Here is a 24,535-nt window from a genome sequence, read left to right as displayed (position 1 = left end):
TACAAAAGCTTAAAAAGATTCAGTTTGAAATTATTAACTTGTAATGGTATTAGTAAACGAATAGTTTTTCCCAACATGGTGGGCTGGTAACTGACTACCTTTTCCAAACAAATTATCTCTTAATGTTTCGCCATCATATTCAGTTTTGACTAGACCTCGTTCTTGTAAAATAGGAACAACTAATTTGGCGAAATCTTTAAACGTTCCAGGAGTGATTGCGTAGGCAATATTAAAACCATCAACACCGGCTTCGTTGACCCAACGTTCCATCTCGTCTGCAACTTGTTCAGCACTTCCGACCATTTTTGTACCCATGCCACCTATTCCGACGTGCTCTTTAATTTTATCAACTGTCCATTCTATATCCGGGTCAATTTTTGTGAAATTTTCCAGCGTGGACTGAATTGCATCGTTTTCTACATAGCGAAGATTCTCGTCAGGAGCATAACTGGATAAATCAACACCAGTCCAGCCTCCGAATAAGGCGAGGGCACCTTCATAGCTAATGTGTTTTTTGTACTCATTATATTTTTCAAATGCTTCTTCTTCCGTTTTACCAACAACTGGTGTGATCATGGTAAGAATTTTAATTTGTTCTGGTGATCTCCCAGCCACTTCAGCCTCTCTTCGTAATTTTGTGACTGATTGTTTCGCCGCGTTTATCGTTGGTGCTCCGATAAATATACATTCAGCATTCTTGCCAGCAAATGCACGCCCTTTTGTAGATGCTCCTGCTTGATAAAGTACTGGAGTTCGCTGTGGTGAAGGTTCACTTAAATGGGCTCCAGGTACTTTATAATAGTTTCCTTTGTGATTAATATCATGAACTTTTCTAGGGTCTGTATAAATACCATTCTCTTTGTCTAGTAGAACAGCATCGTCCTCCCAGCTTCCTTCCCACAATTTGTAGCAAACCTCTAAATATTCAGCCGCTATGTCATAGCGTTCATCATGTTTAATCTGATCTTCCATGCCCATATTAACCGCTGCACTTTTTAAATAAGAAGTAACAATATTCCAACCAATACGTCCTTTTGTTAAATGGTCTAGGGTAGACATGCGACGAGCAAATGTATATGGATGTTCATGTGTAACAGAAGCAGTCACGCCAAATCCTAAATGTTTTGTGACTGCGGACATTAACGGAACAACAAGTGATGGATCGTTAACCGGTGATTGTGCACCTTGACGAATAGCGGCATCTCGAGACCCTTGATAAACATCATAAGTTCCTAAAACATCCGCAATGAAGACAGCGTCGAATTTTGCTTTTTCTAAAATTTGTGCAAGTTCTATCCAGTATTCGCTATCCTTATAGCGATGAGATTCATCTTCTGGGTGTGTCCACAACCCCGGAGACTGGTGCCCGGAACAGTTCATATCAAATGCATTTAAATAAATTCTTTTCTTTGTCATCAAGATTCACTCCCTTTATTTAAAAATTTATAAAACAGTAGCCTTTTGTCTATTAACCGTCTCTATAAAGTAATCAAGTTGCTTCTTCAATCGTTCTAAACATTCTTCATGAATAATTGGATTGTCGAGTTGTGTTTTATCTATTTGACTATCAAGCAAGTAAACACCCTTTAGGTTTTGCCCCTTAAGCGTAGCAAGTAAGGGTTTAAGTGTGTATTCAATTGCCAGTAAATGAGAAGGGCTTCCACCTGTCATTAAGGGTAGTACCGGTGTGCCCTGCAACACATCTTGTGGAAGTATATCTAGAAGTGCTTTTAGCACACCAGAATAAGCAGCCTTATATACTGGCGATCCAACTATAACTCCTTTAGCGCCATGGATAAGTGAAGCAATCTCCTTAACTTCAGGATTGTCAAACTGGCCATAAAACAATGCCTCCTGTGGAACATTTCTAATCGATAGATGCGTTACTGAAAAGCCCTCATCTTTTAAAATGGATCCAAGATAATTTAAGACCAAATCTGATCTGGAAAACTCAGAAGGACTTCCGGACAAAATAACTATTTCACTCATGAAGATCACCCTTTCTAATTTTTATGTTAGGACAACTACGTTAAAAGCGGTATGGTATAAATACAAAAAACCCCCAATTCTCAAGGCACGAGAAAAGAGGGTAGCTCTAATAAATTCCGCTCTTATCTCTCAAGAAAAAATCCTTGCTGGAGTTAGCACCTTTCTGACTATGTCAGAGGTTGCTGAAGCTTCAACGGGCCAGTTCCCTCAGCTTCTCTTGATAAGAATATTAAATTTGACTCTTATATTAATGCCAATTTTTAGAAAAGTCAACCTATTTAAAAAATAGTTGTGATTAAAGTTAATAAATAAAATTAAATAGCTATTCCATATTTTAGTGCATTTTTTTGGTTTCTTGGGTTTCGATGGAAATTTAAAACATCGCAAATATTGTCGGAAATTTAGAAAATACAGAATATTGTTGACAATCAGCATATTACCAACTAAAATTACAGTTAGTAATATAAAGCGCTTTCAACGTGGTATTTTTACAATATTTAAGGTATTTTAGCTAAACTGAAATTTCAGTCTGTGGATTTACATCAATTTCAACTAAGAATTATTGAAATTAAATGCTCCATACTCATCGAAGACACCTCACAAGTTTTTACTCCACACAGGCTATTATTTCATTTGGAACAACTCTAGTAAAAGAGAAAATACATATGGAAAAGGGGACATGTAATATGACAGATATAGAAACTAAAATGATTCAAACAGGAGATTACAAAACTCATGTGATAGAAGGGGGAGATAAATCTTCTGAAACAATTATTTTTTTACATGGGAGTGGACCAGGAGTAACTGGTAAAAGTAACTGGCAGCATGTTCTTCCCGCCTTTGCAGCTAACTTTCATGTTGTTGCACCTGATTTTTATGGCTTTGGTCGTACCGATCATCCCGACGTACCGCCAAACAATGGCGTTGAGTGGTTGAGAGCAAGGATTGATCAGATTACCACATTAATGGATGAGATGGAAATTGATAAAGCTCACCTAGTTGGTAATTCATTAGGAGGGGTAATTTCACTTCACTTGATCATGCAGGCACCTAAGAAATTTGACAAAATTATTTTGATGGGTGCAGGCGGTGGGAAATTTGAGCCAACTCCAGAATTAATGAAACTACAAAATTTTCATAAAGATCCAGATCCTGCTTCCTTTCAAAATTTGCTAAGCTGGTTTTTATTTGATGATAGTACCCTAGAAAATGAGTTAGAGGAAGTGGTCAAAGAGAGACTAGAATTATTCTTAAAACCAGAAGTTCGTAAATCATACGAAGCAACATTTACAAATGCTACCTTAGCAGATTTAGCTGTACCACCTTCTGCCATGAAGAGAATGAAAAACGAATTCTTATTACTTCATGGTAAAGAAGACCGATTCGTCCCGTTAGAGAGCAGCTTGTACATGATGGATTATATCCCAAATGGTCAGTTGCATGTTTTTAAGCGATGTGGTCATTGGGTACAAATCGAACAAAAAGATAGATTTGTTAAATTAACAAATGATTTCTTTCTTGGTGAACTGTAATATTTCCAAAGAGCCTTATATCTACTAGTTTTCACTTAAATGTTAGAATATAAGAAAAAAAGAATGATAGGTGAAGATAAATATGAAGATAGAGGTTGCTTATAAATACATTAAAGAACAAATATTAACAGATGCTTGGGGTAATGATACTGCTTTAAATATCAATGAAATAATAAAAACGTTAAATATCAGCCGTACTCCAGTCAATAAAGCTCTACGAAAATTAGAACATGAAGGGTATCTAAGTATCATTCCGCAAGTCGGCGTGTTTGTTAAACAACCAGATGAAAAAGAAGTTTATGAGAAAATGCTCGTATGTGCAACTATTGATGCCTTAATGACGTCGCACGCAGCGTTGAAAATTAGTGAGGAAAGGCTCCTTTATCTAGAAGAATTGTTAGTTAAAATGGAGGAACCAACATTAAATTATCAAGAATATGCAGAGCTTAACATTGAATTTCATACGGTAATTCTACATGCATCTGAGTTGGATTATATTCTTGATATTACGAGAGAGATTTGGGATTACTTGCATTATGTAAGCAGTCCTTATCAACTATTTTCAGGTGAATCGAGAAAGCTGTCGCAAACAGAACATTGGATGATCTATAACAGTTTAAAAGAAAGAGATAGTAACATGGCTAGAACTATCATGGAAAAACATATGGAAAGGGTAGCTGAAAAAGTTAAGGATCGATTTAAATAGGTTGGTCAGTCTTAACATAAATAACTAGGAGGTTTTTTTGTGAGTCAAGATACGATTACAATAAGAGAAGAATTAGTTAAAAAAGCGAATGCGTTAATCCCTAAATTGCGAGAGAGAGCTCAGGAGACCGAAGAAATTGGCAAGATGCCTGATGCAACACTGGCTGATTTAAAAAGAGAAGGAATTATTAATGTTTTTGAGCCGAAAATGTATGGTGGCTATCAGGAGAATATGAGAACATTTACCGAAGTTGTCACAGAAATTGGCCGTGGATGTGGATCGACAGCTTGGTTTGTATCACTAACTAACATTAGAGGGTTCATGGCATCTTACGTATTTGGCAAACAGGCATTGGATGAAATTTTCATTAAAGAAGATGCCATCCTAGCAGGAAACTTTAAGCCGATTAAAATTGATATTAAGAAAGTCGATGGTGGATACTACATTAAGAATGCAAAATGGCCATTTGTATCCGGCTGTTTACATGCGGATTGGTTGTATTTTGGAGTACCTTTAGAAGATGATAATGGTGAAATGGAAATGGCCATCATCGTTGTTCCACGAGAAGAAGCGACTATTCTTGATGATTGGAACGTCATGGGATTAAGAGGCTCTGCGAGTAATAGTGTCGAATTAGAAGATGTTTTTATACCGGAACATCGTGTTTCTTTAGACCGGTTAGCTAGTAAGGGCTATTATACAGCCGATGAACTAAAAGATATCCCGGTTTATCGTACACCGTTTGTGCCAGCTTTAACTTTATCTATTGTAGCGCCAGCACTGGGGCTTGCTAAAGCAGCGATGGATCTTCAAATGGAAACAGTTAAAAAGTCACATATAGGTAATACATTTTATGATAAACAGTCTGAAGCTCCGATTACCCACTTTCAGATTGCCGAAGCACAATTAAGGATTGATTCTGCTGAACTTCATTTATTTCGTGCAGTAGATATGATGGATGAATATGCGGAAGAAGGAAAAGAAATGAATACGATGGAAATTGCAAAAGTAAAGGCAGATTTTGGCTATGTGAATCAATTGTGTAAAGAAGCAATTGAATTACTTGTAGCAGGAGCAGGATCGAGATTTGCTTTTAATACAAATCCACTCCAACGTGTCTATCGTGACTTTACAACAATGCACCTCCATGGATTCATTACTCCGTCTAGTTTAATTGAAACGTATGGAAGAGTCCTATGTGGTCAAGAACCTAATACTTATTTTATCTAATAAGATTAATTATCCATAAGAAAATTTGATAATTTAGCTGCAGTACGCCGATAAGTTAATTGATTAACCTCCAAGATTATTTTTCATAATTTAAAAGCTTACTAACATCATGAAATACGGAATCACTATTATTTTTAAAAAAGAAAATGTTAGTTTGAAGAGAAATGAAAACGCTTAAATAGGAGGGGTTATTATATGAGTATTCCAGAAATTGCAAAGTTAGGACATGTTGGACTGATAACAACCGATCTTGAAAAATCGCTTGTATTCTTTAAGGAAGTTGTTGGATTAGAGGAAACGGAAGTAAAAAATGGCACGGTTTATTTACGTGCATGGGGCGATTTTGAGCATCATACACTATCCATTCGTGAAGGAAGCGAATCATGTGTTGATCATATTGCATGGAAAGCGAAGAGGGAAGAAGATGTTGAAAAGTTCGCAGAGCTATTGGCGTTTTCAGGTACTGAAGTAACATGGGTGAAAGAGGGGGAAGAAGCGGGGCAAGGAAGTGCGATTCGTTTCCAATTACCTAGTCAACATACATTTGAAATATACTTTAAAATGGATAAACCGTTAGCTGATGAAGATCGTCGCTCTGTATTAAAGAATCAGACGTACAAGTCATGGCGTAAAGGGATTTCACCACGTCGAATTGATCATGTAAACATATTATCTTCTTATGACGCGAAAGAAATTACAAATTACTTAATTAATAGTTTAGGCTTCAAATTACGTGAATATATTAAAGCACCTGATGATTCGTATGCAGGAAGCTGGTTAAGTGTAACGAATTTAGTTCATGATATTGCTGTTAGCTTTGACCCTACATCTCCAACAGAAAATCAAATTCATCATATTTCTTATTGGCTAGATGATGCCCAGGATTTACTTAGAGCTGCAGATATTTTATCGGAGAATGGAATTAAATTTAAAGGGCCGGGAAAACATGGTATTTCCCAGGCAATGTATATTTACGTCGAAGATCCTGGTAGCGGACTTAGAGTCGAGTTATTCACTGGCGGTTACTTAATTTTTGAGCCAGATTGGGATCCTATTGAATGGACTCTAGACGAAATGGACATTGGTTTCACCTATTGGGGAGACCAAATGGATACGAATCGGGAAAATAATCCTACTATTAAAGCTTAAGTTAACGAAACTATTTGTTTAACCAAAGAGTTATGAGGGCATGCCTAATAGGAATGTAGCCTGAGGTCATAAGACGAACTTCTATGTGGCAAAAATCACCACATAGAAGTTCGTCTTATTGTTCTAGCGTAGATTAAGTGGTGACCTTTTGAACAACATTTTTAAGTAAGTCGTTTATTCATTTATTTTCTGAGGGAGTGATCCTACTTGAGAAGCTTAACTGATTCGCTTAAAAAGACCTATAACAGCGGGAATAGTAAAAAGATTCTATCGTCTACAGAAGCTTTTGGTCTTTTACGAAAAGAGTTAATTGAAAATATGGGTGTTAAGAGGATAAGAGGGTTCCTGTTTCGGTATGGTTGGCGTTTAGGGTCGAGTGATGCAGAGGAAGCAAAGAAAATAAGTACATCAATCGATTATTTAATCAAACAAGCTTCCCTGCTTCATCTGAGCACAGGGCATATTCGAGATATTCAATCGGAGCGTCAGATTGAAAAAAAAGATGCCAAAAACATCAAATCGATAACGGCGAAAGGAAAGTGGATAGATTCGTTTGAGGGATTAGAACATATCAGGCATCATGGTATATCAGATGCCCCAGTCTGTCACACATTGACTGGCTATGCAAGTGGATATATGTCAAGTGTCTGTAATGCAAATATAATTGTTAAGGAAACAAGTTGTATTGGTAAAGGTGACAAAGAGTGTATCTTTGAAATGAAATATGAGGATGACTGGGGAGATGAAATACAAGAAGAATTAGGTTACTACCATGAAAAAAAGATTGTTGAAGAATTGGAATATACCTATGAACAATTACTCGAAGAACGCAATTACATCGAAAAAGTTTCCAAATTCCATAAGACATTAACAGAAAGTATTTCAAATGGGAGTAATTTGCCTGACATTACCACTATTGTATATGAATCATTAAAAATTCCTGTCATATTCGAGGATCTGAGTTTTGAAGATATAGCATTTTCTGGTCTGAGTGAAGCAGAATATGCCTTGCTAAATAAGGACTTGAAGGAAAATTCAGTTGAAAAAAATAGGGTGGATAACATCCTGCCAATCTTTAAAAAAACTAAAATAATGAGAACGTCCAATCAGACGAGGCTAATTACTCCTTTATATGTCCAAAAGAAGATTATTGGTTATTGTTCTTTCGTATATATAGAAAATACAGCGGATGAACATAGTAAGGATTTTATGTTTATTGAAAGAGTTGCAAATGCGGCCTCATTAATTTTATTAAATGAAAAAACTAGTTTTGATGCATTGGAGAAATTGAAGGGTAATTTCTTAGAACAAATTTTAACTGATGAGATTACCTCAAAAGAAGATATTGTTAATCGAGGGCGCTATATGGGACTAGACTTTGATGATGCGTATTATATTGCCGCGATTGAATATAAAGAAAAAGGGTTAGAAAACCAAACAGAGAGTCATAGTGTTGGTTTAATTGAAACAATATCAAAGCATTTGGATATTCAAGGTTCCAAAGCGTTGGTTGGTAGATATGAAAACCATATAGCAATGCTGATCCCAGAGAAATCGGTTGATAAGCAAAAAGTGATTCAAATGATTCAAAAACTTTACCACCATTTGGAAGCTACCTATAAATCGATTGAATATAAAATTGGCCTCAGTAACCAGGCTACTAATATTGCAGAAGCTTCACAATATCTAGAAAAAGCATTAATTGCATTACGTGTGTCAAATAAGAGAAAGATCACCGATTATGAAGAGTTGGGAATCCTTGGTGTGTTAATTAATTCAAAAAACACAACAGTGATTACCGAAATCGCTGAAAAAGAATTAGGACCATTAGTTCAAACGAATGATCCTAAAAATTTAGAGTTAATAAAAACATTATATGTCTTCCTATCAAATGGGGGCAATCTTCATCAGACAATGGATGATCTTTCATTGTCGATGAGTGGATTAACGTACAGAAAAAATAAAATTGAAAAATTAATTAACAAAGATTTGCGAGATCCTTCACAAAGCTATCAGCTTTTACTTATTCTAGATTCATTGATTGCTTTAGAAGAACTCGAGCTATGAAGCAAATCACCTTTTAAAAGGACCAGATTGTTGGTCTTTTTTTGTTGGATGTTGAAAACCAATAAAAATTAGCATAAAACATTAGAAACTTAAACCATTTTTAATCTAGATAGAAAGCTTAACTATTTTTACAATAGATATATGGAGTTAACATTAGTCGGTTTCCCTTTTAAGGAAATACCATTTGAATTAAAGGAGAAACTCTATTTTTTAACTTCATTATGATAGCGCTTTCTAAAAATAAAAACTAAATAGAACAATGGCTATAACTAGTATTTAAAAATTACACTAAATCATGATGTACCTACCCTGAAGGAGGCTAAAGGTTGTGACTGATATTAACCAAGAAATTGTAAAGACAGGTGATTTTGAAAGTTTTATTAATCGAACTGGAGAAGGAAACAAAGAAGTGATTTTATTTCTGCATGGTTCTGGACCAGGCGTAACAGCGTGGGCAAACTGGCGGTATGCATTAACGGCTTGTGGAGAGGATTTCGACTGTATTGCTCCAGATCTTATCGGCTTCGGACAAAGCTCTCATCCAAATCCACTTCCAAAAAATAGACAGGGATGGATGAATTACTGGGTAGAACAAGCAATTGCATTGCTGGATGAGTTAGGTATTCAAAAAGCACATGTTGTAGGTAATTCACTAGGTTGTTCCGTCGCTCAGGAATTATTAATTGAACACCCAGAGCGCTTTAAACGAATCATTCTAATGGGGCCAGGTGGTACACCAAATACGAAGCTTAGTCCAGAGCTTGCTCGTGCAAAAGGTTTTTATGATAATCCAACCCCAAAGAAGTTACGTCAAATTATGAGTTGGTTCGTTTACGATCCAGAGGCACTTAAAACGGAAATTGATTCACTTACAGATACACGTTTTGAAACAGCAATGAAGCCTGAGATAAAGCGATCCAATGAATCTATTTTTTCAACCGCAGCTGTGCCAGTACCAGTAACAGCACTTAATCGAATCAACCATAAAGTATTACTCGTTCATGGTCGTGATGATCGTGTATGCTCGGTAGAATCAAGTTATTATCTGCTTTCTCATTTGCCAAACGCACAACTTCATGTCTACGGGAAGTGTGGACACTGGACACAAATTGAGCAAAAAGAAAGTTTTAATCATTTAGTAAAGGAATATTTTTCTGAATTTATTTAAGGTTCGTTTACGGGCAAAGTTCGTAAAAAAAATAAGGAGGATGTTTACTATGAATACACGTGAATTTAGAGATGCAATGGGGAAATTTTCAACTGGTGTCACGGTAGTTGCGACGGAAATGAATGGGCATGTTCACGGGATGACTGCTAATGCATTTATGTCAGTGTCGCTAGAACCAAAGTTAATTGTTATTTCTGTTATGAATGATGCAAATACACTAACACGAATAAAGCAAACTAAAAATTTTACAGTCAGCATTTTATCTGAAAATCAAAAAGAAATTTCAAATACGTTCGCCTCAAAAACAAAATCAACTGAGGGATTAACGTTTAATTACCTTGATGGTCTCCCGGTTATCCCAGGTGCAATAGCACAGGTGGCTTGTGAAGTATCGGCAGAACATGTGGAAGGTGACCACACCCTTTTTATTGGAAGAGTTACGGAGTTCCGTGTCCAAGAAGGTAATCCCTTAATTTTCTCTGAAGGGCGCTATCGCAAAATTGAAGAACAAGTAACAAGTACAATTTAATTAATGAATGTGACAAAGACGAGGAGAATTTGTTGATGGATATTCAAAAAAATGCATCAAAACTTATTGAAGCAGAAAATAATGGCATTGCGATTGCACCATTCACCTCATCAGCAGGTACGATTACTGTTGATGAGGCTTATCAGATTCAGCTAGAAATTGTACGTCATAAAATGGAACACGGCGCAAAGATAATTGGGAAAAAAATAGGTTTAACAAGTAAAGCAATGCAAGAGATGTTAAATGTAAATCAACCAGATTATGGTCATCTTTTTGACAATATGATTTACAAAAATGGTACCACTATTTCGACTGATTCGTTTATTGAGCCAAGGATTGAATTTGAAATTGCCTTTGTATTGAAAAAGGATATTAAAGGACCAGGCGTAACAATTGAAGACGTCAAAGAAGCAACAGATTATGTTGTGCCTGCATTTGAAATAATCGATAGTAGAATAAAAGATTGGAAAATTAAATTTGAAGATACGGTAGCAGATAATGGTTCATCTGCAGGCGTCATTCTTGGGGATGAGTTTACCGATATAAGTGAAGTCGATCTTGCGAAGGTAGAGATGACCGTGTATCGAAATGAAGAATATTTGGACTCGGCAACAGGTGAAGCAGTAATGGGAAATCCGCTAGAAGCGGTTGCTTGGCTTGCCAATGCTGTTGGTGACTATGACATTACGCTCCATGCTGGTGAGGTTATTTTAGCGGGTGCATTGTCAAAAGCAATTCCAATTGAAAATGGGGATACGTTTAAAGCGGATTTTTCAATAGGCACAGTGTCAGCTTCATTTAATAGGGAGGGTTAGTATGAATAAGTATAAGGTCGGTATTATTGGCTCAGGTAATATTGGAACAGACTTAATGTACAAAGTAGAGCGGTCAGAGCATTTAGAAATGAGTGTTATGGTGGGAATCGATCCAGAATCTGAAGGGCTTCGTCGTGCGAGAAATCGCGGTTATCAAACGATCGACTCTGGTATCGAAGGACTTCTGAAACATCCGGAGCTTGTTGATATCGTATTTGATGCAACAACTGCTAAAGCACATCAATATCATAGTCTGAAACTTTCTGAGCTAGGCAAAAAGGTAATTGATTTAACCCCGGCAGCAATTGGCCCATTTGTGGTGCCTCCTGTAAATTTACATGAACATTTAAACAAACAAGATATGAATATGGTTTCCTGTGGTGGGCAGGCGACGATTCCGATTGTCCATGCTATCAATCGTGTTACTTCTGTTTCTTACGCGGAGATTGTAGCGACGATTTCTAGTAAAAGTGCTGGACCAGGAACACGTGCGAATATTGATGAATTCACAGAAACAACCTCAAAGGCGATTGAACAAGTTGGTGGTGCAAAAAGCGGAAAGGCTATTATAATTCTAAATCCTGCGGAACCACCAATTATGATGCGTGACACGGTACATGCACTTGTAGAAGAGGACGGGAAAGAAGAAGAAATTGTTGAGTCAATTCGGGAAATGGAAAAAGAAGTACGTACGTATGTACCAGGTTACCGTTTAAAAAGTGAACCACAATTTGACGGAAGAAAAATAACAGTATTCATCGAAGTCGAAGGTGCAGCAGACTTCTTCCCGTCCTATTCCGGAAATCTTGATATTATGACTGCTGCAGCTGCGAAGGTTGGCAATGAACTTGCGAAAACAATCAATGCTGCTGCGATTAATTAAAGGAGGGTCACTATGACAGATCGCGATTTAGAAATTGTTGATGTAACACTACGAGACGGCAGTCATGCTATGAAACATGCTTTTACAGTAGAACAGGTAAGACAAACGGCAAGAGGACTAGATCGAGCTGGTGTTCATTATTTTGAGGTATCACATGGAGATGGCTTAGGTGGATCGTCGCTTCAGTACGGATTGTCCAAGACCGAGGAATTGAAACTAATTGAAGCAGCGGTAGATGAATGTCAAACTGCTGATGTGTCCGTTTTGCTAATTCCTGGCATTGGTACGAAAATAGACTTAGAAAATGCGGTTAAAGCAGGTGCCAAGATGGTCAGAGTGGCCACCCATGTTACCGAAGCGGATGTTGCTGCTCAACATATTTCACTTGGACGCGAGCTTGGACTTAAAACAGTTGGATTTTTAATGATGGCCCATATGGCATCGACTGAAAAGATTGTTGAACAAGCAAAATTATTTGAAAGTTACGGAGCTGAAATCGTGTACGTGACAGATTCAGCCGGAGCGCTTCTACCTCATGATGTAACAGAAAAAATTTCTGCATTGAAACAAGCGCTTTCTTGTGAGATTGGTTTCCACGGCCATAACAATCTTTCGATGGCGATGCCAAACACGATCGCTGCTGTTAAAGCAGGTGCGACGTATATAGATGGCAGCCTTAGATGTCTTGGAGCGGGTAGTGGAAATACACAAACCGAAGTGATGGTGGCAGTTCTTGAGAAGCTTGGTTATCAAACTGGTATGAGCTTATATGAGACATTGGATGTCGCCAATAAAGTTGTTGCAGGGTTTATGCAGCGTCCACAAGAAATAACAGGATCGAGCTTAATTCTAGGTTATTCTGGTGTGTATTCTAGCTTTCTACTACATTCACAAGTTGCTTCTGAAAAATTTGGAGTGGATGAAAGAGACCTTTTAGTAGAGCTTGGAAAAATGAAGACCGTTGGCGGTCAGGAAGATTTGATTTATGAAGTAGCTGCAAGGTTAAAAGAAGCGAAAAAGTCTACGACAACTGTTTAGTGTTTCAGTAAACTTAACGAAATTTTAGTAAGTTCTGAATTATGTTAGCCGCTATTATGCCAGTATTTCAATAACTAGGAGGAGATGTTGATGAAAATTTGGCATCAAAGCTTAACGAGTATAGAAAATGTACCTCCATATCGCGATGCCGTGATCGAACATATTCAAAAAATTGCTCGCCCAGGTGTCGAAGTTGTATTACATGGAATGTCAAAAGATACTTATCCAACCGATTATCCAGGGCATTTTATTACATATTCCTATTTACAAAACTTGCATAGAGAGCAATTTGTTCGTGCAGCACTTATAGCTGAAAAAGCGGGCTATGATGCCATGTTCATCGGAACAATTCCAGATGTAGGTTTACTAGAAGCAAGAACATTAGTAGACATACCTGTGATTGGATATGGTCAAGCATCCTTCCATATCGCTTCTATGCTTGGAAACAAGATTGGAGTCGTTAATTTTCTCGCACCTCTAGCAGATGAACTGAGGGAAAACGCCCACCGCTATGGATTAAGTGAGCAATTAGGGCCGATTGTTCAGTCGGAAGCAGGTTTTGATGATGTGTTGGCTGGTTTTCGGAATCCAGAGCCTGTAATAGCTGCATTCAAAAAGGCAGCTAGCATTGCAATTGCAGAGGGTGCTGATGTGATTGTACCTGGAGAAGGTCCCATGAATGTCTTTTTGGCAACGAATGGGATCTCAAGGATTGGTGATGTTCCGGTAGTTGATTCTTTTGGTGCTGGCATTAAAATGTGTGAATCATTTGTAGATCTCCGCAATCTTTCTGGTGTTTATATGACACGTCGCGGTTTTTATCATGCAAAACCGCCAGCAGAAGCTATTGCTAGACTTCGTCAACTGTATGGTCAGGAGCCTGAACCAGATGTAAAAAGTGACCTGGGGATATCTGTTAAAAGTGGGCAACAGCTGACGCTAGACTTGTAACAGATTACAGTAGATTACTTAATCATCAAATAGCAAACAAAAAAGGGGGGAGGTCCATTTATGAGTGATAGAATCGTTTATCAGACCGATGTAGTTATAGTTGGGGCAGGCAATGCAGCGATGTGTGCCGCTATTTCAGCAAGTGAAAAAGGAGCTAATGTTATCGTGTTAGAAAAGTCTCCCGAGAAAGAGAAGGGTGGTAATACTACTTATACGCATGGATCAATTCGCTTTGCTTTTGACGGTGTAGAAGATTTGAAAGAAATTATGCCTGATCTGACACCTGAAGAAATGGAGGGGTCAGATTTTGGCACCTACACAGATGAACAATTTTATGATGATATGTGTCGGCTAACAGAATACAGGACGGATGCTGAATTAGCATCACAGCTGACAAGTGAGAGTTTTAGTACGATGAAATGGTTACATTCTCATAGGGTGAGATTTGTTCCTATCTATGGGCGACAAGCTTTCAAAGTGGATGGTAAATTCAAATTTTGGGGTGGAATGATTGTTGAATCTGTTGGTGGTGGTCATGGTTTAGTTGATGTTTTGCATCAAGAAGCGGAGCGTTTAGGTACAAGTGTATTATTCGATGCGATGGCAACAGAGATTATTCGCGATGATGATGGTGTGCATGGAGTTATTTTTAAGCATAAAGGTATAACCAAAGAGATTCATGCTAAATCAGTAATTTTAGCCTCTGGGGGATTCCATGCCAACACCGAAATGCGTACCCGCTATCTTGGGCCTAAATGGGATATCGCTAAAGTGAGGGGAAGTCGATTTAACACAGGAGACGGTATTCAAATGGCGTTAACCATCGGTGCAATGCCGCATGGCAATTACTCAGGTGCACATGCTGTCGGGGGAGATGTCAATGCACCTGAATTTGCTGAGGGTTTTCAAAAGCTAAGCTATCCATTTGGAATTATTGTAAATGCAGAAGGTAAGCGATTTGTTGATGAAGGTGCTGATTTCAGAAATTATACTTATGCGAAATATGGCAGAGCAGTTCTCGAACAAACTGGACAGTTCGCATGGCAGGTGTACGATCAGAAAATAACGCATTTACTTCGAGAGGAGTATAAGAATAGACAGGTTACCAAGGTAACAGCAAACACATTGGAAGAATTAGCAGAAAAACTCGATGGTGTTAATCCGGAAGCATTTCTTAAAACAATCAAAGCTTATAATGAATCGATTGAAACGGATATTCCGTTTAATCCAACTGAAAAAGATGGTCGCTGTACTCGCGATCTAGACGTACCTAAATCAAATTGGGCAAATACTTTAGATGAAGGGCCGTTTGAGGCGTATGGGGTAACATGTGGAATTACTTTTACTTATGGTGGATTAAAAATTAACACGAAATCTGAAGTGCAGGATGTCTTGGCGCAAACCATTCCTGGACTATATGCATCAGGTGAAATAGTTGGTGGATTGTTTTATTTCAATTATCCTGGCGGCGCAGGCTTAATGGCAGGATCTGTTTATGGGAAAATCGCTGGAGAAAATGCCGCGCGTTTTGCTAAACGAGAAGTAACTTAGTCGTAGTTTTAGGTTAACGATTTATTGGGGTAAGAACCGCTAAATTTGACATTTAAATTCAGAATATTACAAATTATAAAAAGGAATTATTTAGTGCGGTGAACTAAATTCAGTTGTAATTTAGAGTTATTACTATCTAACATAATTACAACTACTGGAAAAGAAGTTGGAAGGGGGTGAATAAATTAGCTGCCTATAGATATCTAAAATCTATCTAGCTAATGTTAGTAGCAAGATCTTATTGAACGGTTTTTTTGAAAGCGTTACCAATAGTGGCGGTTTTAGACAGACTCATATCCCAGGCAGTCATCTTCTTGTAATGTTGATCCATTACTTGAGAAAGAGAACATTACTAACAGGTTGTCCCTGAAAGATTCTATGTGCTTAGGAGTGCATAAATAATTGAAAAGAAGGTGCGAGGATGGGTCTTAAATCAAACGAAACGAAATATGAATCATTGATGGTTTTGCTTTTTTTCTTGGCATGGGGTTTTCTTTACTTAGACCGTCAAGCGTTATCAATTTTAATGCCACTTATGTTGGAAGACATTCCGTTGACAAACACACTGATTGGTCAAGTGAATATGTGGCAAACAATAGGCTTTGCAATTTCGGCACCTGTGTTTGCAGTAATTTCTGATCGAATTGGTCATAAAAAGATGATTATCTTTTGGGCAACAATGATTACATCTATTTTAGCTTTTGTAACAATGTTTGCTAATTCATATGTTTATTTACTTATAATCCGCACACTTCTTGGTGCTAGTGAAGGAGTTATTTTACCAATCTCTATTTCATTACTTGCCGCAGTATCAAGACCTAAGAAATTAGGAAGAAATATGGGATTAGTCTATGCGGGAGCGGCGGTTATTGGTGTAGCAATTGGTCCAGTAGTTGTTACTCAACTAGGAGAATTATTTAGTTGGAGATCTGCGTTTTTGTTTGTAAGTTTACCTAGCTTTCTGACAGCCTTACTCATTTTAAAGTTCTTGCATGAGCATAATTTCACTAAAAATGCCTCAACTGATAAAAGCAGTGAAGTTAATATGAAAAGTATTATCACAGGGTTAAAAAATCGTAACATTATGATATGCGTATTCTTAAGCATCGCTTGTATGGGGGCACTTTGGACCTTTAATTCTTTCCTACCATTATATTTAACACAAGTCAGTATGTTATCTGTTACACGTATGGGAGTGATAATGTCTCTATTTGGTATCCTTACTATCTTTTGGCAAGTATTTATCCCATATTCTTCAGACAAATTGGGGAGAAAACCAGCGATGATCGGATACGCATTCTTGGCTATGGTAACACCAACGGTACTATTTCTTTATCCAGAATCATGGATAGGTATTGGTGTATTAGTGGCATTAGGTGGAATTATCCTTGCTATGAACACAATCTATCAAAGTATTATCCCAGTAGAAAGTGTATCTCCGTCGATAATGGCAACCGCAAATGCCTTAATCATGGGTACTGGTGAGTTAATTGGAGCATTTTCTATTGGTATATCGGGAGTATTGGCAGATGCATATAGCTTAACGGCTGTTATGATCGTTGTTGCTATTTCTTATTTAATTGCATTTTTAGTTTCATTTGCTTTAACAGAAACGTTAAAGAAAAAAGAAAAAGTAACAGAAGAGCCCTTAGAGGAAGCTACTGTTAACTAAGCTTAGAATTCAAGCTTCATTCAATGGAGAGAATATATACCGTTGAATGGAGCTTCATTTTACTTTAATAGTTACACAGATTAATGTAGCTTATCCAACTGGTGAACAGTGAAATCAATTTTCTATTCATCTTGTCAAAAAAGAAAATTATCACTTGAAGATAGATACGTAAAATTAATCTGATATTAGTTAACTTTCACCTAATTTATCAGTGAGAAAATTTAAATAAACGTAAAAACAAGTAAAAATTACTTAAAAACCACCGAAATTCAAACGGTTTTTGCCCTTGGAAGTAATGTATGTATTTTTTAAAATTTAGGTAAGAGATATCGATACATCTTGCGAAATTTTCTCACTAAAAAGAAGGAGATGTTTTAATAATGACAAGTGCAACACAAATAGAACATTCATTTGTAGAAAAAGCTAGTTCTATGATTCCTAAGTTACGAGAACGTGGAGCAGAAACCGAAGAGATCCGCAGAGTACCTGAAGAGACGATGAAAGAATTGAAGGAAGCTGGATTATTTAAGATGCTGCGTCCAAAAAGATATGGAGGATTTGAGGCAAACATTAGAACTTACGCGGACGCCGTAGTAGAAATTTCTCGTGGTGATGCTTCTACTGGCTGGATTGTAGCGCTATGCGGTATTAGAGAATTGATGGTAGCAGAATCCTTTTCTGAAAAAACGCATGAAGAAATCTTCGGCGAAAATCCAGATGATGTTTTATTTGCTGGAGTATATGAACCAAGAAAATGTATTGCGAACAAAGTTGAAGGCGGTTACATGATTGAGGAAGGCTTTTGGATGTTTTGTTCTGGATCTTTACATGCAACATGGGGATACTTCGGAATGCCCATCATGGACGAAAATGGAGAATTAGTAGATCAAGTATTAATGACACTGCCATTTGAAGAAATGGAAATTATGGATGACTGGTACACGATGGGGCTAAAAGGTTCAGGTAGCAACAGTGTCAAAATGCACAACGTATTTATTCCTGATCACCGAGCTGTTTCATTTTCTGAAGCATTAAACGGAAACTTTCAATCGAAACATTTTCGTGAGATACCACTTTATAATACTGCACTATTTCCGGCTCTTATCTTATCACTAGGGCTACCTGCACTAGGGGCTGTCAAGGCGGCGCTAGACATGTATTTAGAAAAACTACCCAATAGAAAAGCAGCACACATTGGTGTCGAGTATCTTCGCGATGCCCCAAGTACACATTTAAACCTGTCCGACGCAGCTTTGAAAATAGATACGGCTGAAATGCACTTTTACCGAGTGGCAGATGAGTTAGATAAATGGGCAAAAAGCGGAGAATATATGGAGCGTTCAGCTAGGGTAAAAGCTTTAGCAGATATTGGTTATGCTAACCAGTTATGTAAAGAATCTCTTGACATCATCATTCAGGCCAGTGGATCTGGATTTGTCTATGAGGGAAACCCGTTACAAAGAGTTATCCGTGATTTCTTAACATTGCATACCCATCGATCTCTGTCACCGACAATTACGAAAGAAAATCATGGTCGCGTGTTAGCTGGCCTGGAATCTAATGCGTTACGATATTAATTATTTTTTATTGTCTACGAAATTCTTTAACTTAAATTGACTAAAAGAAGGGGGATTTAAGATGAACTTACCTGAAATTGCAAAACTTGGGCATATTGCCTTAGTCACACCAGATATGAAAAAATCACTTTGGTTCTTTAAAGAAGTACTTGGATTAGAGGAAACAGAAGAAGTTAACGGTACTGTTTATTTACGGGCATGGGGCGATTTTGAGCATCACTCGCTTTCTTTAACACCAGGTGAGAAAGGACGCGTTGATCATATTGGTTGGAAAGCAAAGCGCAAAGAAGATGTAGAAGGATTTGCCCAATTGTTAGTAGAGACAGGAACAGAAGTTAACTGGGTGGAAAAAGGCGATGAGGCAGGTCAAGGTAGAGCAATTCGATTTAAATTGCCAAGCCAACACAGTTTCGAAATTTATTTTGAAATGGAAAAAACATTAGCAGACAAAGACTCACGTTCAATCTTGAAAAATCAACGGCATCAATCTTGGCGTAAAGGTGTATCACCACGAAGAATAGACCATGTCAATATCGCAACATCAATGAATGTCGGTGAAATCCACCAATACCTATCTAATCAATTAGGCTTTAAACTACGTGAGTATGTGACAGATGATAAAGGAGAGATTGCGGCTGCTTGGATGAGTGTTACCAATTTAGTTCACGATATTGCTATAAGTCCAAGGCCAGATGAAAAAACTCCAAATCGTTTACACCACATTTCTTATTGGCTCGATGATGCTGGAGACTTACTCAGAGCAGCAGACATTTTAAGTGAAGAGGGAATTAAATTCATCGGACCTGGTAAGCATGGAATCAGTCAGGCGATGTACATCTATGTAATTGATCCAGGTAGCGGATGTAGAGTAGAACTATTTACCGGTGGTTATTTAATCTTTGAACCGGACTGGGAACCAGTTAAATGGTCTGCAGAAGAAAGGGCAGTTGGAAATACGTATTGGGGAGATACAGTCCAAAATAAGGAAGCAAATTACATGACGATTGAAGCATAAATTAATTAGCAGCATTTGTAACCGATTACAATTAACGCAGATAGAACAAATGTAGCTATCAAGGAAGTGAAAAATAATGGATGGTACTGATTTAATTATATTAGGCGGAGGTCTTGCTGGTTTATGTGCAGCTGTTGAGGCCGGGGAACGTGGTGCTACGGTTTTATTGCTTGAAAAAGAAGCTAAAGTTGGAGGTAGTTCTCTCCTTAGTGGTAGATATATGGCCTTTGCCGGTACGGATATGCAAAAAGAAAGAGGGATTGAAGACTCATCGTTAGTACTTGTTGATGACATGCTCGATGTGGGCGGCGGTGTCAATGATCAAGAACTTGTTGAAGCGTATGGCAATTATCAGTTAGAAACATATCAATGGTTGGTGGACCACGGGATTCTATTTAAATCTCTGCAAGCAGTAAGTGGGCACAGTGCACCTCGTGGACATACAATTGATTCAGATCAAGCAATTGGAGTGCTTTATCAAAGGGCCGAACAACTTCCAAATGTAACAATACGTTTACAGGCGCCGGCCAAAAGACTCTTGCAGGATGCTACTGGCAGAATTGATAGCGTCTATTACGAAGTCAATGGAGAAGGTATGATTAGCCAGGCAGATAAAGGAGTAATGCTTACCTCTGGTGGATTCTCCCAGAGTGAAGAGTTACTCAGCCATTTTGCACCACAGCTAAGTCGTGCACTCCGAATTGGCGGACCCGGAAATGAAGGCGATGGTCTTATGATGGCCTGGGAGCATGGTGCCTGGATCCGTGATTTGCCATATCTAAATGGAACATATGGTTTTCATCCAACAGCAAATGGTCCAGTAAAACACCAAGGTCTTGTTTTTTATAAAGGAGCGATCATAGTCAATAAATATGGAAATCGGTTTGTCGATGAATCCCTCTCTTATAAGCTATTAGGAAGTGTGGCTCTAAAGCAACCTGATGATTTAAGTTATCAAATTTGGGATCAAACAGTGATGGATAAAAGTGTAGCTGGAGATAAACTCTATGATTTTGAGAATTTGTTGCAGCAGGGACTAGTTTACCAGGCTAATACCATAACGGAGCTTGCTAGAATAATTGATTTAGATCCATCTGCACTTCAGAAGACGGTGTCTAAATACAACCAAGGTGTTGTTAATGGTTCCGATCAATTTGGAAGAAAGACATTGACCCACAGGTACGGAGAGCTAACTACAATTGCTAACGGCCCATTTTATGCATTCCGGACGACTGTTGCCATGTTAGCTACTTATGCTGGTATAGCTGTTAACACACTCGGGCAAGTAGTTAATCCTTTTAAAGAACCAATTTCTGGTTTATATGCAGCAGGTGAAATTGTCGGTGGTTTCCACGGGGCAGGTTACATGACTGGCAGTTCATTAGGTAAAGCTGCAGTGTTTGGAAGAATTGGGGCATTAACAGCATTAGGTATTGAAATTAATGAAGGTGCTGATAAAACGGAAACAATTAAAAGCAATCCAAGCTAATCGGGACCTCAGGCTATACAAGAGAGGGGGGATTTAGTTGTCGTCATTATATGATTTAAAAGGTAAAGTTGCTTTTGTCACTGGAGCTGGACTAGGTGGGCTTGGAGCACAAACAGCAATTGCTTTTGCGAAGGTAGGTTGTGATGTAGTTGTTGCTGATCTTCCATCGCGTGAACAGGATTTAAAACAAACAGTACAAAAAATAAACGAGTACTCAAAAAATAGTTTTTACGTAACAATGGACATTACCAAAGAAAATCAGATCGACGATGCAATAACAGAAGTGATTGATAAATTTGGCAAACTAGACATTCTCGTCAATAGTGCTGGTGTCATGTTACGTAAACCAACATTTGAAACCAGCTTGCTTGAATGGCAAAAAATCATAGATGTTAACTTAACTGGTACTTGGTTGTTGGCACGTCGCGCAGGGAGAGAATTGACCAAGCAGGGACATGGGAAAATAATTAATTTTTCCTCACTCTATGCGAACATGGTCGGGCCTTTGCCTGAGCCGGCCTATTATGCGTCAAAAGCCGGAGTCGTTAATTTAACACGTGGTTTAGCATCTGAGTGGGGAAAACAAAATGTACAGGTGAATTGTATTGCTCCTGGTGTTTTTTTCCCAACCAATATGACTGAGCCACTCGCGGACCAACCAGGTCGCCTTGAACAAATGGCTGATCGAACACTATTGGGACGTCTTGGTGATCCAGAAAAAGATATCAGCGGTGTCGTACTTTTTCTAGCTTCAGCAGCTTCTGACTATATCACTGGTCAACTTATTGCTGTTGATGGCGGATGGAGTGCCTGGTAGTTGTTGCCTTAACTTACGACTTGAAAGTTTGATAGTAAAAATTAATTGAAATGGAGTCGATATAGATGAGTGAAAATCAAATGAAAACACGTTGGATGGGACATTCCACATGGGAATTAACAACATCAACAGGTAAAACAATAGTTGTTGATCCTTGGTACACAGATAATCCAAAAAATTCTAGTAGTAGTGCCAATGTTAAGGCTGATTATGTGTTAATCACTCATGACCACTGGGATCATGTTAAAGATGTGCCAGTACTTGTGCAAAATGGAGCGAAGGTGGTAACTCAACCAGAAGTAGTAAAAAGATTTGTCCAGGATCACGAACTACCGGATGAAGCCTTCATTCGAATTAACATGGGCGGAACTGTAACGCTAGAAGAGGGGATTCATGTCACACTATTCCAAGCATTTCATAGCTCGGATAGTGGCAATCCAGGTGGACTAATTATCCGTGATGGTGACGTAACAATTATGAATACAGGGGATACGTCCTTACATGGCGATTTGCAGTTATATGGAGAGTTGTACCCGCCAACCTTACTGATGCTTCCAATCGGAGACCGGTTTACGATGGGTATTCGTGATGCCGCTAAAGCAGTGTCAATGATAAAGCCAGAGTTCTGTGTACCAATGCATTATAGTACATTCCCAGCCATTGAGCAGGATCCAAGCCAATTTGAAAAAGAAGTAAATAAACTAATCCCTGAAGTCAGCTGTTGGCTACCTAATCCAGGTCAAGAAAAAGCGTGGTCTACGAATGAAAAAAAGACTTCCGTGAAATAGATTTGGACTTGGAAAGACGAATTGAAGAGAGGATGAAATAATTTCATGTCAAAAGATGAACTAGACTTCGATATTGTTGTGGTCGGTTGCGGTGTTGCTGGTACCTCGGCAGCATTAGCCGCAGCGGAGGCAGCAAAAGAGCAAAACAGATCACTAAACATTGTTATGCTAGAACGTACCTCAGTTGAAAGTCGTGGCGGAAACTCGCGTGATACAGCCGCATACTTAAGGATGGTCGATGAGACAAAGGTTGCAGATAATTTTGTTGAGGAAATGCTTGAATTTTCAGAGGGTCGAAGTGATGAGAGTTATATTCGCACCCTCAGTGATAAAGCGGGTGAGACGCTTGCATGGATTAAGGAAAATGGGGTCGAATTTGATTATTTGCCAACTTTATTTTTAACAGCCAATCGGCCCCGCCTACTTCCAGTTGGAGGCGGGCGTGCGATCATTGACCAGCTAGCAAAAAGTGCTGAAAAATTAGATGTTCAAATTGCTTATAATTCAAGCGCATGGCGTCTTGGTGTTGGGGAAGATGGTACCATTAATGAAATTTGGATTCGTGGCGATGACGGGAAGGCTACTAAGGTAACAACAAAAGCAGTTATTTTGGCTACTGGTGGATTTCAAGGAAATCCTGAGATGATGACTCGCTATATAGGTAAAGGCGCTTATAAGATTCCAACAATCTCTGAAGGAGGCCTATCCAATAAAGGAGAGGGTATCCAAATGACGTTTGATATTGGCGCAAAAAGCTCTGGACAACTTGATTCCTTCCATGCAGAACCATCTGATCCACGAAGTAACCGTGGTGATGCAGCTGTCATGACTTATCCATACGGTATTCTCGTTGACCAATCTGGGAACCGGTTTGTTGATGAAGGAATCTCAACGATTGATGAACAGTACGAATCGGTGGCAAGACGCATTTTTGACTTACCTGGACATATCGCCTATGCAATTAGTGATCAAAAATTATTCTCAATTCCTAATTATGAAAATGCCTTACAAACGGAAAAACCTCCGATTGAGGCTGATACGATTGAAGAACTCGCTGAGAAAATTAATATACCTAAAGAACAATTAATTAAAACTATTGAAGAATACAATGCCGCTGTCCAGCCTGGAGACTTTGAAGCGACAAACAAGGATGGTAAACATACAGTTGGGTTAACACCTGAAAAATCGAATTGGGCGATTTCGTTAGAGAATACTCCTTTTGTTTGTTACCCGATTCAATGTTCCAATGTGTTTACTTACGGTGGCGTGGCGACAGATACAAAAGCACGTGTTCTATCGAATGACAATTATCCAATTCCTGGCTTATATGCCGCAGGTGAACTGACCGGACTTTATCACGGCAAATATCCTGGAGGTACATCGGTACTTCGAGGGCTCGTTTATGGACGTATTGCAGGATCAGACGCTGTTGATTACATATTAAGCCAGTAAGTCAATGCGATAGTCTACTAAACGCCGATAGCGAGAAAAAGAACAAGAGAAAATTACAATCTCGTCCACCTCGTCCTAAAAGGATTAGGTGGATAGATTCATTGGTGGAGGGGAAAT

Annotated in this window: 21 protein-coding genes and 1 riboswitch; of the genes, 19 read left to right on the top strand and 2 right to left on the bottom strand. The window is 38.4% G+C overall.

All coding sequences use genetic code 11. The features are described from left to right. Positions 1–33 precede the first annotated feature (33 nt). Together LD272_RS15530 and ssuE are read right to left on the bottom strand one after the other, a co-directional pair. A complete protein-coding gene (locus tag LD272_RS15530) occupies positions 34–1,416 on the bottom strand; it encodes an LLM class flavin-dependent oxidoreductase (RefSeq protein ID WP_226037540.1) in 1,383 nt (460 codons plus the stop codon). 27 nt (positions 1,417–1,443) lie between these two features. Then, positions 1,444–1,989 carry an NADPH-dependent FMN reductase gene (ssuE, locus tag LD272_RS15525; protein WP_226037539.1) on the bottom strand — a complete coding sequence of 182 codons (546 nt, stop codon included), beginning with the start codon at positions 1,987–1,989 and terminating at the stop codon, positions 1,444–1,446. Positions 1,990–2,108: 119 nt separating this feature from the next. Then, positions 2,109–2,216, bottom strand: a riboswitch (SAM riboswitch). A 459-nt stretch (positions 2,217–2,675) separates the two neighbouring features. On the opposite strand from ssuE, the gene LD272_RS15520 reads away from it, so the two are divergent. From LD272_RS15520 to LD272_RS15430, 19 genes are all read left to right on the top strand, one after another. Continuing rightward, positions 2,676–3,521: an alpha/beta fold hydrolase gene (locus tag LD272_RS15520; protein WP_226037538.1), complete on the top strand. Its 846-nt coding sequence runs from the start codon at positions 2,676–2,678 to the stop codon at positions 3,519–3,521. Positions 3,522–3,603: 82 nt separating this feature from the next. Continuing rightward, a complete protein-coding gene (locus LD272_RS15515; RefSeq protein WP_226037537.1) occupies positions 3,604–4,227 on the top strand; it encodes a GntR family transcriptional regulator in 624 nt (207 codons plus the stop codon). Between the two features lie 39 nt (positions 4,228–4,266). Continuing rightward, complete coding sequence (locus tag LD272_RS21670; RefSeq protein WP_226037536.1) at positions 4,267–5,457, top strand: acyl-CoA dehydrogenase family protein; 1,191 nt, start codon at positions 4,267–4,269, stop codon at positions 5,455–5,457. 195 nt (positions 5,458–5,652) lie between these two features. Beyond that, entirely contained in the window at positions 5,653–6,606 is a 954-nt protein-coding gene (locus LD272_RS15505) for a VOC family protein (protein WP_226037535.1), read from the top strand. A gap of 207 nt (positions 6,607–6,813) precedes the next feature. Continuing rightward, positions 6,814–8,673 carry a XylR N-terminal domain-containing protein gene (locus LD272_RS15500; protein ID WP_226037534.1) on the top strand — a complete coding sequence of 620 codons (1,860 nt, stop codon included), beginning with the start codon at positions 6,814–6,816 and terminating at the stop codon, positions 8,671–8,673. A gap of 328 nt (positions 8,674–9,001) precedes the next feature. After that, positions 9,002–9,841 (top strand): alpha/beta fold hydrolase, encoded by an 840-nt coding sequence (locus LD272_RS15495; protein WP_226037533.1) that lies wholly within the window; start codon positions 9,002–9,004, stop codon positions 9,839–9,841. A gap of 49 nt (positions 9,842–9,890) precedes the next feature. Continuing rightward, positions 9,891–10,370, top strand: coding sequence for a flavin reductase family protein (locus LD272_RS15490; RefSeq protein WP_226037532.1), 480 nt, complete (start codon positions 9,891–9,893; stop codon positions 10,368–10,370). 35 nt (positions 10,371–10,405) lie between these two features. Next, positions 10,406–11,185 (top strand): 2-keto-4-pentenoate hydratase, encoded by a 780-nt coding sequence (locus LD272_RS15485; protein ID WP_226037531.1) that lies wholly within the window; start codon positions 10,406–10,408, stop codon positions 11,183–11,185. Position 11,186: 1 nt separating this feature from the next. Continuing rightward, positions 11,187–12,068: an acetaldehyde dehydrogenase (acetylating) gene (locus tag LD272_RS15480; RefSeq protein WP_226037530.1), complete on the top strand. Its 882-nt coding sequence runs from the start codon at positions 11,187–11,189 to the stop codon at positions 12,066–12,068. A gap of 12 nt (positions 12,069–12,080) precedes the next feature. After that, positions 12,081–13,106, top strand: a complete 1,026-nt coding sequence (dmpG, locus tag LD272_RS15475) for a 4-hydroxy-2-oxovalerate aldolase (RefSeq protein WP_226037529.1) — start codon at positions 12,081–12,083, stop codon at positions 13,104–13,106. Between the two features lie 90 nt (positions 13,107–13,196). Beyond that, entirely contained in the window at positions 13,197–14,057 is an 861-nt protein-coding gene (locus tag LD272_RS15470) for an aspartate/glutamate racemase family protein (protein ID WP_226037528.1), read from the top strand. A 60-nt stretch (positions 14,058–14,117) separates the two neighbouring features. After that, positions 14,118–15,608 (top strand): FAD-dependent tricarballylate dehydrogenase TcuA, encoded by a 1,491-nt coding sequence (tcuA, locus tag LD272_RS15465; protein WP_226037527.1) that lies wholly within the window; start codon positions 14,118–14,120, stop codon positions 15,606–15,608. 421 nt (positions 15,609–16,029) lie between these two features. After that, positions 16,030–17,280 carry an MFS transporter gene (locus LD272_RS15460; RefSeq protein ID WP_226037526.1) on the top strand — a complete coding sequence of 417 codons (1,251 nt, stop codon included), beginning with the start codon at positions 16,030–16,032 and terminating at the stop codon, positions 17,278–17,280. 380 nt (positions 17,281–17,660) lie between these two features. Continuing rightward, positions 17,661–18,857, top strand: coding sequence for an acyl-CoA dehydrogenase family protein (locus LD272_RS15455; RefSeq protein WP_226037525.1), 1,197 nt, complete (start codon positions 17,661–17,663; stop codon positions 18,855–18,857). Positions 18,858–18,918: 61 nt separating this feature from the next. Next, complete coding sequence (locus LD272_RS15450) at positions 18,919–19,872, top strand: VOC family protein (RefSeq protein ID WP_226037524.1); 954 nt, start codon at positions 18,919–18,921, stop codon at positions 19,870–19,872. Between the two features lie 76 nt (positions 19,873–19,948). Beyond that, on the top strand, positions 19,949–21,361 hold the full coding sequence (locus LD272_RS15445) for an FAD-dependent oxidoreductase (RefSeq protein WP_226037523.1): 1,413 nt from the start codon (positions 19,949–19,951) through the stop codon (positions 21,359–21,361). A 37-nt stretch (positions 21,362–21,398) separates the two neighbouring features. Beyond that, the gene (locus LD272_RS15440; RefSeq protein ID WP_226037522.1) at positions 21,399–22,178 is read left to right on the top strand and encodes an SDR family NAD(P)-dependent oxidoreductase; all 780 of its coding nucleotides are present in this window, start codon (positions 21,399–21,401) and stop codon (positions 22,176–22,178) included. 65 nt (positions 22,179–22,243) lie between these two features. Next, a complete protein-coding gene (locus tag LD272_RS15435) occupies positions 22,244–22,966 on the top strand; it encodes a metal-dependent hydrolase (protein ID WP_226037521.1) in 723 nt (240 codons plus the stop codon). 45 nt (positions 22,967–23,011) lie between these two features. Further along, a complete protein-coding gene (locus tag LD272_RS15430) occupies positions 23,012–24,418 on the top strand; it encodes an FAD-binding protein (protein WP_226037520.1) in 1,407 nt (468 codons plus the stop codon). Positions 24,419–24,535: the final 117 nt, after the last annotated feature.

It is taken from the genome of Aquibacillus saliphilus (assembly GCF_020404745.1).
GTDB classification, from domain to species: Bacteria; Bacillota; Bacilli; order Bacillales; family Amphibacillaceae; genus Aquibacillus; species Aquibacillus saliphilus.
The sequence above is the reverse complement of the archived record's forward strand: the minus strand, read 5'-3'. Positions and strand labels throughout refer to the sequence as shown.

Bases quoted from the DNA above. Each gene is read 5' to 3' on its own strand.
- LD272_RS15505 (WP_226037535.1), top strand. From the start codon at position 5,653: ATGAGTATTCCAGAAATTGCAAAGTTAGGACATGTTGGACTGATAACA.
- LD272_RS15490 (WP_226037532.1), top strand. From the start codon at position 9,891: ATGAATACACGTGAATTTAGAGATGCAATGGGGAAATTTTCAACTGGT.
- LD272_RS15520 (WP_226037538.1), top strand. From the start codon at position 2,676: ATGACAGATATAGAAACTAAAATGATTCAAACAGGAGATTACAAAACT.
- LD272_RS15530 (WP_226037540.1), bottom strand. From the start codon at position 1,416: ATGACAAAGAAAAGAATTTATTTAAATGCATTTGATATGAACTGTTCC.
- LD272_RS15480 (WP_226037530.1), top strand. From the start codon at position 11,187: ATGAATAAGTATAAGGTCGGTATTATTGGCTCAGGTAATATTGGAACA.
- LD272_RS15515 (WP_226037537.1), top strand. From the start codon at position 3,604: ATGAAGATAGAGGTTGCTTATAAATACATTAAAGAACAAATATTAACA.
- LD272_RS15455 (WP_226037525.1), top strand. From the start codon at position 17,661: ATGACAAGTGCAACACAAATAGAACATTCATTTGTAGAAAAAGCTAGT.
- LD272_RS15445 (WP_226037523.1), top strand. From the start codon at position 19,949: ATGGATGGTACTGATTTAATTATATTAGGCGGAGGTCTTGCTGGTTTA.
- LD272_RS15450 (WP_226037524.1), top strand. From the start codon at position 18,919: ATGAACTTACCTGAAATTGCAAAACTTGGGCATATTGCCTTAGTCACA.
- ssuE (WP_226037539.1), bottom strand. From the start codon at position 1,989: ATGAGTGAAATAGTTATTTTGTCCGGAAGTCCTTCTGAGTTTTCCAGA.
- tcuA (WP_226037527.1), top strand. From the start codon at position 14,118: ATGAGTGATAGAATCGTTTATCAGACCGATGTAGTTATAGTTGGGGCA.
- LD272_RS15485 (WP_226037531.1), top strand. From the start codon at position 10,406: ATGGATATTCAAAAAAATGCATCAAAACTTATTGAAGCAGAAAATAAT.
- LD272_RS15435 (WP_226037521.1), top strand. From the start codon at position 22,244: ATGAGTGAAAATCAAATGAAAACACGTTGGATGGGACATTCCACATGG.
- dmpG (WP_226037529.1), top strand. From the start codon at position 12,081: ATGACAGATCGCGATTTAGAAATTGTTGATGTAACACTACGAGACGGC.
- LD272_RS15430 (WP_226037520.1), top strand. From the start codon at position 23,012: ATGTCAAAAGATGAACTAGACTTCGATATTGTTGTGGTCGGTTGCGGT.
- LD272_RS15470 (WP_226037528.1), top strand. From the start codon at position 13,197: ATGAAAATTTGGCATCAAAGCTTAACGAGTATAGAAAATGTACCTCCA.
- LD272_RS15460 (WP_226037526.1), top strand. From the start codon at position 16,030: ATGGGTCTTAAATCAAACGAAACGAAATATGAATCATTGATGGTTTTG.